Raw genomic sequence first — 13000 nt, 5'->3', positions numbered from 1 at the left:
TGATTAGGCAGGCGCGCGGCGAATCCTCATCAAGGCCAGAGGCGGCAACGCCGCCTCGTTAACAGGCCGGATATATGGCAGCAACCTGTCCCTCATCAACAACGTCTGAGGCCTTGCAAGCGGGGAGGAGACCATATATGGTTTCCGTGGCACAAAACCTTTTCTTTTCGTGTTCTTTCGTGGATTTAGTGGCAAAAATCAGCCTTTAAGGCCCAAAACATCCTGCATGTCATACAAACCAGCCGCCTTACCCTCAAGCCACAAAGCAGCCCGCATAGCACCTTTGGCAAAGGTCATCCGGCTACTGGCCTTATGGGTAATCTCGATGCGCTCGCCTTCGGTGGCAAACAGCACGGTGTGGTCACCCACCACGTCCCCGGCACGGATGGTTTCAAAACCGATTTCCTTGCGGGTGCGTTCGCCGGTGAAACCTTCGCGGCCGTACACTGCACACTCTTTCAGGTCGCGCCCCAGGGCGTCAGCGACAACTTCGCCCATGCGCAGGGCGGTGCCGGAGGGGGCGTCTTTTTTGTGGCGGTGGTGGGCTTCGATGATTTCTACGTCGTAGTCGTCACCCAGGGTCGCCGCGGCGGTGCGCAGGAGGTTGAGGACGACGTTAACGCCCACGCTCATGTTGGGGGCGAAGACGACCGGGGTGGATTCGGCGGCCAGGGCGAGCTGTTCTTTTTCGGCGTCGGTCATGCCGGTGGTGCCGATGACCAGCATCTTGCCGTTAGAGCTGCAGAACTTTGCATTTTCCAGGGTTAGATCCGGGAAGGTGAAGTCCACCAGTACGTCGAAGTCGTCTTTTACGTCGTCCAGGCTGCCAGCCATTTTTACGCCGGTTTTGCCAACGCTGGTCATTTCGCCGGCGTCGGCGCCGATCAGGCTGCTGCCCGGCTCGACGATGGCGGCGCCGAGTTCAAGGCCCTCGGTGCCGTCTACCGCTTCGATCAGTACCTTGCCCATGCGCCCGGCGGCGCCGATGATTGCTACCCGCATCTGTTCTGCCCTCAGAATTTCATTTCGTCAAAGAAGCTTTTCACACCCTCAAACCAGGAGGTTTTCTTCGGAGCATGATGGGTGCCGTTGCTGCCGTCCAGCGTTTGCTGGAATTCTTCCAGCAGTTCTTTCTGGCGCTTGGTCAGTTTCACCGGGGTTTCTACCATCACCCGGCACAGCAGGTCGCCGGCAGGGCCACCACGCACCGGGCTCACGCCTTTGTTGCGCAGGCGGAAAAGCTTGCCGGTCTGGGTTTCGGCCGGGATTTTCAGTTTCACGCGGCCATCCAGTGTAGGCACTTCCAGCTCACCACCCAGGGCAGCATCCACGATGCTGATGGGCACTTCGCAGTACAGGTTGCGACCGTCGCGGGTGAAGATGGAGTGTTCGCGCACAGCCACCTGAACGTACAGGTCGCCTGGGGGGCCACCATCTACGCCCATTTCCCCTTCGCCAGACAGGCGGATGCGGTCGCCGGTATCCACGCCGGGCGGCACTTTGACCGACAGGGTTTTGTCCTGGCGAACACGACCCTGACCATGACAGGCCTTGCAGGGATCCTTGATGATCTGGCCAGAGCCACGGCAGGTCGGACAGGCCTGCTGCACGGTGAAGAAGCCCTGCTGCATGCGTACCTGACCCATGCCCTGACAGGTACCACAGGTTTCCGGCCGGGAGCCTTTTTCGGCGCCGCTGCCTTCACAGACGTCACATTCCTTGTGGCCCGGAATTTTGATTTCGACGGACTTGCCCTTAACGGCTTCTTCAAGGTCCAGCTCCAGGGTGTAGCGCAGGTCTGAGCCACGGGTATTGCGGCCACGACCGCCACCACCACCGAAGATATCGCCAAACACGTCTCCGAAGATGTCGGAGAAGCTGCCGCCACCGCCGAAGCCACCGGCACCGGCCTGGCCGTCTACACCGGCATGACCAAACTGGTCATACGCAGCGCGCTTGCCGGAGTCAGCGAGCACCTCGTAGGCTTCGGTGGCCTCTTTGAATTTACTGTCGGCATCCTGGTCATCCGGGTTACGGTCTGGATGGTATTTCATCGCGAGCTTCCGATATGCCCGCTTTATTTCCTTCTCATCCGCTCCCCGGGCAACCCCGAGTACTTCGTAATAATCGCGCTTGGCCATACTTCAAAACCCTGTTGCTATAACGCGGAAAACGCGGGGCTACCCCCGCGTTTTCCAACTGCCTGATGTACTTCGGATTTACTTCTTGTCGTCGTCTTTGACTTCTTCGAACTCGGCATCAACCGCGTCGTCTGCAGCCTGGGCACCTTCCTGCCCGTCGGCCTGCTGCGCCTGGTCAGCCTGATCCGCGTACATTTTCTGGGCCAGCTCGGAAGAGGCTTCAGTCAGCTTCTGGGTCTTGGCTTCGATATCTTCCTTATCGGTACCCTTCAGAGCTTCTTCGAGGTCTTTGATGGCGCCTTCGATGGACTCTTTCTCGGCCTCGGTGACTTTGTCGCCGGCTTCGGTCAGGGTCTTGCGTACGGCATGAACCATGGCGTCGCCCTGGTTACGAGCCTGTACCAGCTCTTCGAACTTGCGATCTTCCTCGGCGTTGGCCTCGGCATCGCGCACCATTTTCTCGATTTCGTCATCGTTCAGGCCGGAAGAGGCCTTGATTACGATGGACTGCTCTTTACCGGTCGCCTTGTCTTTGGCAGACACGTTCAGGATACCGTTGGCATCGATGTCGAAAGTGACTTCGATCTGCGGCACACCGCGGGGTGCGGGCGGAATGTCGGCCAGGTCGAAACGACCCAGGGACTTGTTCTGTGCCGCCTGCTTGCGCTCACCCTGAACAACGTGGATGGTTACCGCAGTCTGGTTGTCGTCCGCTGTGGAGAAGGTCTGCGATTTCTTGGTCGGAATCGTGGTGTTCTTCTCGATCAGAGGAGTGGCCACACCACCCATGGTTTCGATACCCAGGGTCAGCGGGGTTACGTCCAGCAGCAGTACGTCTTTCACGTCGCCAGACAGTACCGCACCCTGAATGGCAGCACCCATGGCTACGGCTTCGTCCGGGTTTACGTCTTTGCGCGGCTCTTTGCCGAAGAATTCCTTAACCTTCTCCTGCACCAGCGGCATACGGGTCTGTCCACCGACCAGGATAACCTCGTCGATTTCAGAGGCCTTCATGCCAGCATCCTGCAGAGCCACTTTACAGGGCTCGAGGCTGCGCTGAACCAGCTCTTCTACCAGCGATTCCAGCTTGGCGCGGGTCAGTTTCACGTTCATGTGCTTGGGACCAGACGCATCTGCAGTGATGTACGGCAGGTTTACGTCGGTCTGCTGGCTGCTGGACAGCTCGATCTTGGCCTTTTCGCCGGCTTCCTTCAGGCGCTGCATGGCCAGGGAGTCACCGCGCAGGTCGATGCCGCTGTCTTTCTTGAACTGGTCCGCCAGGTATTCGATGACCTTCATGTCGAAGTCTTCACCACCCAGGAAGGTGTCACCGTTGGTAGCCAGCACTTCAAACTGGTGCTCACCGTCTACGTCGGCAATCTCGATGATGGACAGGTCAAAGGTACCACCGCCCAGATCGTAGACCGCCACGGTACGGTCGCCGCTCTGCTTGTCCATGCCGTAGGCCAGCGCTGCGGCGGTCGGCTCGTTGATGATCCGCTTAACTTCCAGGCCGGCAATCCTGCCTGCATCTTTGGTGGCCTGGCGCTGGCTGTCGTTGAAGTAAGCCGGCACGGTGATAACCGCTTCGGTTACTGTCTCGCCCAGGTAGTCTTCTGCAGTCTTCTTCATTTTCTTGAGGACTTCGGCAGAAACCTGCGGCGGAGCCATCTTCTGGCCTTTCACTTCTACCCAGGCATCGCCATTGTCAGCCTTGGCGATCTTGTACGGCACCATCTTGATGTCTTTCTGAACCACGTCGTCTTCAAAGCGACGACCGATCAGACGCTTGATGGCGTACAGGGTATTTGCCGGGTTGGTGACCGCCTGGCGCTTGGCAGACTGGCCGACCAGTGTTTCGTTATCGTCGGTGTAGGCAATGATGGACGGGGTGGTACGATCACCCTCGGCATTCTCGATTACCTTTACCTTGTCACCATCCATGATGGCCACGCAGGAGTTGGTGGTTCCCAGGTCGATACCAATAATTTTGCTCATCGAATCACTCCAAGATCTTTCTGAATTCTGCTCCGGAGTGAGACCACCCCGGCTGTCGCTGTTTAATCGCTATATTGGCGCTTTCAGCGGCTTTTCAAGCCCCGGCGGCGCCTTTTTTGATCAATTTTCTGCTTTTGCTACTACAACCATGGCCGGACGAACAACACGGCCGTTCAGCAGATAACCCTTCTGCACCACCGCCACCACACTATTGGGCTCGGCGTCCGGGGCCGGCACCATAGACATGGCTTCGTGCTGCTGCGGGTCGAACGGTTCACCCACCGGGTTCACCTGCTCCACGTTGAATTTCTTCAGGCTGCTCATGAACAGGCTGAGGGTCATTTCCGCGCCTTCGCGGATAGAAGCCACCAGTTCGCTGGCGTCTTCCTGCCCTTCCGTGCTTTCCACGGCCTTCTCCAGACTGTCGGCCACCGGAAGCAATTCCTTGACGAATTTTTCCAGCGCAAACTTGTGCGCCTTTTCCACGTCGATCTCGGCCCGGCGGCGCACGTTCTGCATTTCTGCCTGGGAGCGCAACGCCTGGCCCTGGTACTCCTGCAGCTTGGCCTTCAGGGCATCCAGCTCGGAACCCTCTTGCCCCGCCTCGCCAGCTTCCGGCTCGGCATCAGCCTGTTCCGCCTGTGCGGCTTCGTTCAGCTCTTCTTCTACCTGTTCGTTGCGCTTTTCGTCAGCACTCATGACAACTCCTGATGGATTTTCCCAGGGCCCGAAGGCCTGCGGCTGGTTTAAGCCCCGCCCGTTTCAGGGCAGGAAAATACGACTTTGCGAACGAATATGGGGCCCGCCGGGCGGGTTTCAACCTTCCGGGATGCATTCTTTACAAATTCGGGGCACAGGTTATTTGCAAACAGGAAAAACCCTGTATATATTCACAGCAACTGTATGAAATCACAGTATTCGAAATTTTCAGAGACAACAGACTCTGAACGGAGGTAATCAGCATGCTTATCCAACTGACGGTCTCGAACTACGCCATTGCTGAACGGGTTGAATTGCAGTTCAGCAAGGGCATGACAGCACTCACCGGCGAAACCGGTGCCGGCAAGTCTATCGTTCTGGATGCCCTGGGCCTGGCCATGGGCGGCCGCGCAGATGCCGGAGCTGTGCGCCACGGGGCCGAGCGTGCCGATATCAACGCCAGTTTCGATATTTCGAGAATTCCGGAAGCCCGGCAATGGCTTGAAGCCCACGAGCTGGATGATAAGGAAGACTGCATCCTGCGCCGCACCATCCGCAAAGACGGCCGCAGCAAGGCATTTATCAACGGTCAGCCCTGCCCGCTGTCCCAGCTCAAAGAACTGGGCGGCCTGCTGATGGACATCCACAGCCAGCACCAGCACCAGTCACTGCTACGCAAAGACACCCACCGCAAACTGCTGGACGAGTTCGCCGGCGCCGAACAACTGGCCGACCAGGCCCGCACCGCCTGGAAAGCCTGGAACGCCACCCGCCAGAAACTGGAACAGCGCCGGCACAATGCCGACGAAGCCGAGGCCAGGTTGCAACTGCTTCGCTACCAGGTAGAGGAGCTGGACCGGCTGGCACTGGAAGACGGCGAGCAGGAGGCCCTTGAGCAGGAGCAGGCCCAGCTGAGTCAGGCGGATGCAGTACTGCACAGCAGTCACCAGGCCGCCCTACTCTGCACCGAAGATGACACCAGCGCAGCCGCCCTGGTACGCCAGGCCCTGCAGCAACTGGAGCAACTGCCGCTGGAAGTGCCGGCACTGGCCGATACCCTGCAGATGCTGAACGAAGCACAGATCCAGATTTCCGAAGCCGGCGACAACCTGCGCCGGTTTGTTGACGACTATGAAGCCGACCCGGCGCGGTTGGCCGAGGTGGAAGAACGCCTGAGCGCCATTTACCAGATGGCCCGCAAGCACCGGATTACCCCGGAAGAGTTGCCGGAACTGCACCAGCGCCTGGCCGCAGAACTGGCCGAACTGGATGGCGGCGAAGGCAGCCTGGAACAGCTTGAAGCTGAGCTGGAAAACCTGCGTAAACAATTCGATGAGCTGGCAGCACAGCTGTCTGCCAAACGGGAACAGGCCGCCATGGAACTGGACCAGCGGGTTGCCCGGGAACTGGCCCAGCTAAGCATGCCCAACATGCAGTTTGTCACCCACCTGAGCGGCAATACTGACAACGAGCCGGCACCCCATGGCATGGAAGATATCGAATTCCTGGTCAGCGCCAACCCCGGCCAGCCGGCACGCCCACTGGCCAAGGTGGCCTCCGGCGGTGAATTGTCACGGATCAGCCTGGCCATCCAGGTGGTTGTGGCACAAACCTCCACCACACCCACGCTGGTGTTCGATGAAGTGGACGTAGGTATTGGCGGCGGCACTGCAGAAGTGGTGGGCCGACTGCTGCGGTCACTGGGGGATAACGGGCAGGTACTGTGTGTGACTCACTTGCCGCAGGTGGCCGCCCAGTGCCATCAGCACCTGTTTGTCAGCAAGTTTACTGAGAAAGAAGCGACTTACTCGCGCATTGAGGCACTGGATGACCAGGGCAGGATCAGCGAGGTAGCAAGAATGCTGGGTGGCGTGGACATGACCGAGCACACCATTGCCCATGCCCGAGAGATGTTCGTAAAGGGCCAGGCGACCCATCACTGAAATCCCCTCTCGATTCGGAGAGCTTCGGGGCCGGCACTTGCTGGCCCCTTTTTTTATCGTTTGATTACTTCTTGCCGGAGTTCAGAGGTTTTACGTACAGGATCAGGCTGTGATCGACAATCTCGTAGCCGTGTTCTGCCGCAATCTTCTGCTGACGCTCTTCGATGATCTCGTCCACAAACTCGATCACTTCACCGGTCTGGGTGCAGACCATGTGGTCGTGGTGATCGTCGCCGGCCATTTCGAACACAGCATGGCCGCCTTCAAAGTTGTGGCGCAATACCAGGCCAGCTGCCTCAAACTGGGTCAGCACCCGGTAAACGGTCGCAAGGCCCACATCGTCACCCTGGTCGAGCAACTTTTTGTAGACGTCTTCAGCACTCAGGTGATGCTCCTTGGCGTTCTCCAGAATATTGAAGATTTTCACCCTGGGCAGAGTAACCTTAAGACCGACTTTTCGTAATTCGGCGTTTTCAGATGGCATGCTACTATTCACTCGTTGGTGTGCCTTACGGCTTCCGGTATGATGAAGCCGCCGTTCAACGGTTAAACCCGTTTCACACCTGCCAAAGGCAGGCGATTTCAAGATAGAGGATTTCCCCTGGCGATGCAAAAGCTCACCGCTATCATTCTTATTGGCATTTTATCCTTGTCAGGCTGCGTCTTCCCCGGCGTTTACAAGATCAACGTACAGCAGGGAAACATTGTTACCGACGAAGAGCTGACTGAACTCTCCGAAGGCATGCCACGCAGCCAGGTACACGCGGTACTGGGCAGCCCGCTGATGCTGAACCCGGTCGATCCTTCCAGGGAATACTACGTGTACACCTTCCAGCGCCGGGGTGGTGACATCGAAGAGCAACGCATCATCGTTTACTACAACGGCGACCAGTACAGCCACTACGAAGCCCAGCTGCTGGAAGAAACCCCAGCCTACTAAGCTTCAGGCTTTCTTTTTGGCCCGGTTCAGGCGCGCCTGTTTCGGGTCGATCTTGAGCGGCCGGTACAGCTCTACCCGGTCGCCTTCCCGCAACTCGTGGCTGGCGGGATCTTTGATTACCTTGCCGAACACGCCCATATCGATAGCGTCCGGCTCAATTTCCGGAAAGATATCCACGATACCCGAAAGCTTTACCGCCTCCAGCGCCGTGGTTCCCTCCGGAACCTTGACCGGCACAATCTGCTGCTTGTCGGGCCGGGCGTATGCCACCTCTACCTGCATTACACCAATCCTCCGCGATAGATTTCATCCGCGCGACGGCAGAAGGCGTCCACCATGGTGTTGGCAGCCTGGTTGAATACCGGGCCGAAGGTCATTCGGGACAACGAGCCGCCAAATTCAAACTCCAGCGTGAGGATAACCTTGCAGGCATTGTCGTCCAGCGACCGGAAATGCCAGCGACCGGTCAGGTTCTTGAGCGGGCCATCCACCAGCTTCATTTCGATGCTTTCCGGCATCAGCAACTGGTTGCGGGTAGTCAGACGATGGCGCACACCACCCTTGGCGATTTCCAGTGACGCCATAATCTCGGCATCGGTACGCTCGTGCACTTCCGCCCCGGCGCACCAGGGCAGAAACTCGGGATAACGCGCCACGTCGTTGACCAGGTGGAACATGCGTTCGGCCGAATGCATAACCAGCGCGGTTTTATCAATCTGATGAGCCATGTAAAACGGAATTCCTGCGCTTTTTTGCTACTACTGACACCAACCGCTGTCACCGGCCGATGGGTCATTCACCATGATACTGGATATCCGGCCCGTTTGGGGCGTTTTCAACCGGCGCCGAAGCTTCGGCAACCGGCGTACCCGGCCCGCACCAGATCGCATCGTTGCCGTTATCACAAAGATTGGACAGTGAAAAAATGGTGTACTGGATACCTATCCACAACGCCACAACCGGCAGCACCAGCCGCATCACCCAATACCAGAGCTTGCGGAAAAACGCCGGGGCATCGCCCAGAATCTGCGCACTGTAGCGGCGAGTCAGACACCAGCCGGCGAAGGTGGCAACAAGCATGGCAACCACCGGAATCAGGATGCCGCCGGTCACAAGCTCCAGCCAGCGGTAAACCGTGGCACCTGCCAGCTGATAGTCGGCCCAGACGTTGAAAGAAAACAGCGAGGCCAGGCCCGCCAGCCACACCGCCAGGCCCACACACACCACAGACCATCCCCTTGGCGCGCCGAGCCATTCCCGCAACCAGCCCACCACGGGCTCCAGCAGGGAGATAGACGTCGCCCAGACAATCAGCACCACCAGCAGGAATACCGCGGTGATCACCACCTGGCTGAACGGCACCTGGGCCAGTGCCACCGGCAGAGAGACAAACAACAGGCTGAAGCCTCGCTCGCCATCCAGGCTGGTGCCGTCAAGCGCAATGGAAAACATCATCACACCGGCAACGATTGCCACCAGGGTATCCATCAGCACCACCGCCAGAATAGATCGTTTCAGGCGGGTTTCCGCCGTGGTGTAGGCACCAAAGATCGCCCAAACCCCGACCCCGAGCCCCAGGGTGTAAAAGGCATGGAAGAAGGCTGCCTTGATGCTGTCGAGGCTCAACTGTTCCGGCCGGAAGGTCAGAATGTGATCAACCCCGGATTCCAGCCGCCCATGCCCGGCGGACAGGGCAAACAACATCGCCAGCAACACTAACGTGCAAGGCACAACAATGCGCAGCGAACGCTCCAATCCCTTCACGACACCCCGTGCCGACACCGCCAGTACCAGTAGCAGGAAGAACCCGTGCCAGGCCATAAACTCCCGGTAACGCTCCGGGCTTGAAACCAGCTCGGTCAGCACCGCCGAAGCGGAAGTTGTGGTCGCACTGCTGAACTGGCCGGAAGCACCGGCAAACACATAGGCCAGCACAATGCCGCCAAACACTGCGGTGAATGACAGTACCAGGAAGGCTGCAATCACACTCAGGGGACCGGTCAGGTGCCACAAGCGGTGGCTGCCGGCGTTGCGCACAAAGCCATCCATGGCGAGCACGATCCCGTGCCGGGAGTGCCGCCCGAACACCGCCTCGGTCACCATCAGTGGCAAAGCCACCAGCAACAGGCACGCCAGGTACAACAGTATAAACAGGCCGCCACCGTGAATGCTGGCCAGGTAAGGAAACTGCCACAGGTTGGCAAGGCCCACGGTTGCACCAACCGAGGCCCAGAAGAAGCTGGATTTACGGGTAAACGACCCTATGGATGTCTGGTACTTGTGCGGCATTCCGGCCCCTGAAAAGCTATAGCCGCTTATTGTAGCCGATGCCGGTGGCGGCAAACGACCATTGTGGCGCCCCGGCGGCGAAATCGTGACCCGTCTGGCAGACCTGAGCTACAATGCCCGCTTTGCCGGCCCTCTGTTAACCGCCGGCCAAGTCATTCTTCCGATCCCGGACAGGATTCATGAGCAAGAAGAAAGCAAGCGGACCAACCAGTAACACCATTGCCCTGAACAAGAAGGCAAAGCACGAATACCACATCGAGGAACGCTTCGAAGCGGGCCTGGCCCTGCTTGGCTGGGAAGTGAAGTCTCTGCGTGCCGGCAAGGCGCAACTGGTGGATGCCTATGTCCTGCTCAAAGACGGCGAAGCCTGGCTGCTTGGGGCCCACATTACGCCGCTCAACACGGCATCTACCCATGTGATTGCCGACCCCACCCGCACCCGGAAACTGCTGCTGCACGCCAAGGAAATTGCAAAGATTATCGGTCAGGTCAACCAGGCCGGGCACACATGTATCCCGCTGGCGCTATACTGGAAAGGCAACAAAGTGAAGTGCGAGATCGCCCTGGTAAAAGGCAAGAAGCTGTTCGACAAGCGGGCGACAGAAAAAGAGCGGGACTGGAACAGGCAGAAGCAGCGAATTATGCGCGAAGCCAACACCTGAGGCTGAGACACAAGGAGGGGGTATGTCACCACAACGGGCAGCCATGTCGTCGGTAGACCGGTCGTGGCTGCGCATGGACACCCCGGAAAACCCCATGATGATTTCGGCGGTGTTGATGTTCGAAAAACCGATCGACATCACTCGCCTGAAGCGCACCCTGGAGGAGCGCTTCCTGAAGTTCCGGCGTTTCCGCCAGCGCATCGTAGACAAAGGCGACAGGGTTTACTGGGAAGACGACCCGCTGTTCGATCTCGACAACCACCTGCATCGCATTGCCCTGCCCGGCAAAGCTGGCAAGGATGAACTCCAGGCGCTGGCCAGCGACTTCAACAGCAGCGCCCTGGATTTCCGGCGCCCGCTCTGGCAAATCCACTATATCGACAGTTTTAACGGCGGCTGTGCGCTGCTCGTGCGCATTCACCACTGCATAGCAGACGGCATCTCCCTGGTTCGGGTACTGCTTTCCCTTACGGATAAATCCCCCGAAGCCAGGCTGAAAAAAATCTCCAGCAAACCGAAACCTGCCAAAAAACCGGAAGGCACGGCCTCCTCCCGCTTCCTGCACCGCCTGGTAGACAGCAGCCAGGCAGGATGGCAGCAGGCGAGACTGTTCCTGGACTCCGTCCGTGAAGAACCCAACTACCCGCTCAAGCTCGCCACCACGGCCGGCGGCATTGCTGCGGACCTGGTAAAACTCGGGCTGGCTCCCTTCGAACCAAAAACCAGCCTGAAACAACAACTGGTTGGCCGCAAACAGGTCGCCTGGGCCGAACCGCTCGACCTTGATGACGTCAAAGCCTGCGCCAAAATACTCGGCGGCACCGTTAACGATGTTTTGTTGTGCGCCGCCACCGGTGCCCTGAGCCGGCACTTCACCGAACAACACCAGACCATCCCGGACTGCGGCATTCGGGTGGCAGTGCCTTTCAACCTGCGCCCGCTGGACCAGCCGATCGAGACCCTGGGCAACCAGTTCGGCCTGGTACTGGTGGGCCTGCCCGTTGAAGTTACCGACCCTCTCATGTGCTTCCGCCAGGTGCAGGAAAACATGAACCGGCTAAAGCGTTCCTACCAGGCCCAGGTCACCTACAGCCTGCTTGATCTGTTCGGTCGCGGCCCCGATATCCTGGAACGACGGGCACTGGACCTGCTCAGCAACAAAGCCTCTGCGGTACTGACCAACGTGCCCGGCCCCCGGCACGCCGTGTACCTGGCCGGCAGCAAACTGGTTCAGCCCATGTTCTGGGTACCTCAAAGCGGTAACATCGGCATTGGCATGAGCATTTTCAGCTACGCCGGCACCGTACAGTTCGGAATTACCATCGACAAAGGCATCCCGGCAGACCCGGTTGCGGTGATGGAATACTTCCGCGACAGCTTCCAGAATCTGTACCAGGCCGCAAAGGCCAAGGGCTCGACAGGGGATCTTCGCGCTGCGTCGTGATACGGATAGGTACAAATAACCGCCACGATAGTGAAACACCCCTTGAAGTATCGGGAGCCGCCCACATATACTCCAAGTAAGAGGGGACGACATGGCTTCGACGCTGGTGGCGAACCCTTGGGTGCATGTCGAGATGGCAGCCAATCTCGTTAATCCAAAGCTGCAACGCAATAGTCGCAAACGACGAAAACTACGCACTAGCAGCGTAAGCTGCTAGTCGTCCTGACCGGGTCGCCCGTAGCTCGGAAGCAACATCTCAGGACGTCATCGCTTACGGGATGCTCCTTTATCCAGAGCTCACTGGCTAAAGGCTAAGATTTAAAGAGCTCGCCTCTTGCACCCTGGCCTTCGGGTCGCTTGAGGTTAAATCAATAGAAGGACACTAAGCATGTAGATCTCAAGGCCTAGTGCTGGCGGACGCGGGTTCAATTCCCGCCGTCTCCACCACCTTCCAGAGAAAAGCCCCGGTTCGCCGGGGCTTTTTTCGTTTATGCCCTCGAATTTTCGTCCTGTGCGAGCCAAAGCATTAAAAAAGACCTTTATACAGATCTTTTTTCGGTCTAATTGGGTCAACTGGATGCCTCAGCCGCTCACCCGCGCATATCCGCGGCGTAGCCCATCACCAAATGACACACAAGGCAAGCCCATATCGCCCGGAATTAGCGCCCAGCTCGTATAGGCGCAGTGTCAGCGATAGGAAGAAGTTTCCTGCATTTAGGATACCGTGAACATGCCATCACTTGAGGAGTTATGGTGATTTCTGGTGTATGGAAGCAGGCTGAAGGGGTGGCGTATCCTGTTGGTTGATCACCGCCAAGATCACAACCAACAGAGGAATGATACGCCATGTCCGAGTCTAACCTGCATGCTCTTTCACAACCAGA

The 13000-nt window shown here is 58.2% G+C and carries 12 protein-coding genes and 1 other RNA gene; 5 read left to right on the top strand and 8 right to left on the bottom strand.

Annotated elements, in window-relative coordinates; all coding sequences use genetic code 11:
* Window positions 1–198: 198 nt before the first annotated feature.
* The 4 genes from dapB to grpE form a co-directional block, all read right to left on the bottom strand.
* Window positions 199–1002, bottom strand: a complete 804-nt coding sequence (gene dapB / locus H3Z84_RS01590) for a 4-hydroxy-tetrahydrodipicolinate reductase (protein WP_199456017.1) — start codon at window positions 1000–1002, stop codon at window positions 199–201.
* Window positions 1003–1013: 11 nt separating this feature from the next.
* Window positions 1014–2141, bottom strand: a complete 1128-nt coding sequence (dnaJ, locus tag H3Z84_RS01585; protein WP_199456016.1) for a molecular chaperone DnaJ — start codon at window positions 2139–2141, stop codon at window positions 1014–1016.
* A 78-nt stretch (window positions 2142–2219) separates the two neighbouring features.
* On the bottom strand, window positions 2220–4139 hold the full coding sequence (dnaK, locus tag H3Z84_RS01580; RefSeq protein ID WP_199456015.1) for a molecular chaperone DnaK: 1920 nt from the start codon (window positions 4137–4139) through the stop codon (window positions 2220–2222).
* Window positions 4140–4259: 120 nt separating this feature from the next.
* Window positions 4260–4838, bottom strand: a complete 579-nt coding sequence (grpE, locus tag H3Z84_RS01575) for a nucleotide exchange factor GrpE (protein ID WP_199456014.1) — start codon at window positions 4836–4838, stop codon at window positions 4260–4262.
* 263 nt (window positions 4839–5101) lie between these two features.
* Here grpE and recN point away from each other — a divergent pair, with 263 nt between their 5' ends.
* Window positions 5102–6781 (top strand): DNA repair protein RecN, encoded by a 1680-nt coding sequence (gene recN, locus H3Z84_RS01570; protein ID WP_199456013.1) that lies wholly within the window; start codon window positions 5102–5104, stop codon window positions 6779–6781.
* 64 nt (window positions 6782–6845) lie between these two features.
* Here the strand turns inward: recN and fur are convergent, their stop codons facing one another.
* Window positions 6846–7265 (bottom strand): ferric iron uptake transcriptional regulator, encoded by a 420-nt coding sequence (fur, locus tag H3Z84_RS01565; protein ID WP_199456012.1) that lies wholly within the window; start codon window positions 7263–7265, stop codon window positions 6846–6848.
* A 123-nt stretch (window positions 7266–7388) separates the two neighbouring features.
* Here fur and H3Z84_RS01560 point away from each other — a divergent pair, with 123 nt between their 5' ends.
* A complete protein-coding gene (locus H3Z84_RS01560) occupies window positions 7389–7721 on the top strand; it encodes an outer membrane protein assembly factor BamE (protein ID WP_058341809.1) in 333 nt (110 codons plus the stop codon).
* 3 nt (window positions 7722–7724) lie between these two features.
* On the opposite strand, the gene H3Z84_RS01555 is transcribed toward H3Z84_RS01560, so the two are convergent.
* The 3 genes from H3Z84_RS01555 to H3Z84_RS01545 all read right to left on the bottom strand — a co-directional run bounded on the left by H3Z84_RS01555 (window position 7725) and on the right by H3Z84_RS01545 (window position 10010).
* Window positions 7725–8003, bottom strand: a complete 279-nt coding sequence (locus H3Z84_RS01555) for an RnfH family protein (RefSeq protein ID WP_199456011.1) — start codon at window positions 8001–8003, stop codon at window positions 7725–7727.
* Window positions 8003–8449: a type II toxin-antitoxin system RatA family toxin gene (locus H3Z84_RS01550; protein WP_022988314.1), complete on the bottom strand. Its 447-nt coding sequence runs from the start codon at window positions 8447–8449 to the stop codon at window positions 8003–8005. The genes H3Z84_RS01555 and H3Z84_RS01550 overlap by 1 nt, the downstream gene beginning before the upstream one ends.
* Before the next feature lie 64 nt (window positions 8450–8513).
* Entirely contained in the window at window positions 8514–10010 is a 1497-nt protein-coding gene (locus H3Z84_RS01545) for a sodium-dependent transporter (protein ID WP_022988315.1), read from the bottom strand.
* A 179-nt stretch (window positions 10011–10189) separates the two neighbouring features.
* Here H3Z84_RS01545 and smpB point away from each other — a divergent pair, with 179 nt between their 5' ends.
* The 3 genes from smpB to ssrA all read left to right on the top strand — a co-directional run bounded on the left by smpB (window position 10190) and on the right by ssrA (window position 12563).
* A complete protein-coding gene (smpB, locus tag H3Z84_RS01540) occupies window positions 10190–10672 on the top strand; it encodes an SsrA-binding protein SmpB (RefSeq protein WP_022988316.1) in 483 nt (160 codons plus the stop codon).
* A gap of 22 nt (window positions 10673–10694) precedes the next feature.
* Window positions 10695–12116: a WS/DGAT/MGAT family O-acyltransferase gene (locus H3Z84_RS01535; RefSeq protein ID WP_199456010.1), complete on the top strand. Its 1422-nt coding sequence runs from the start codon at window positions 10695–10697 to the stop codon at window positions 12114–12116.
* An 82-nt stretch (window positions 12117–12198) separates the two neighbouring features.
* Window positions 12199–12563, top strand: a transfer-messenger RNA (tmRNA) gene (gene ssrA / locus H3Z84_RS01530).
* The last annotated feature ends 437 nt before the right edge of the window (window positions 12564–13000 follow it).

Origin of the sequence: Marinobacter sp. bablab_jr003 (assembly GCF_016464245.1) — a bacterium.
GTDB lineage: Bacteria > Pseudomonadota > Gammaproteobacteria > Pseudomonadales > Oleiphilaceae > Marinobacter > Marinobacter vinifirmus.
The sequence above is the reverse complement of the archived record's forward strand: the minus strand, read 5'-3'. Positions and strand labels throughout refer to the sequence as shown.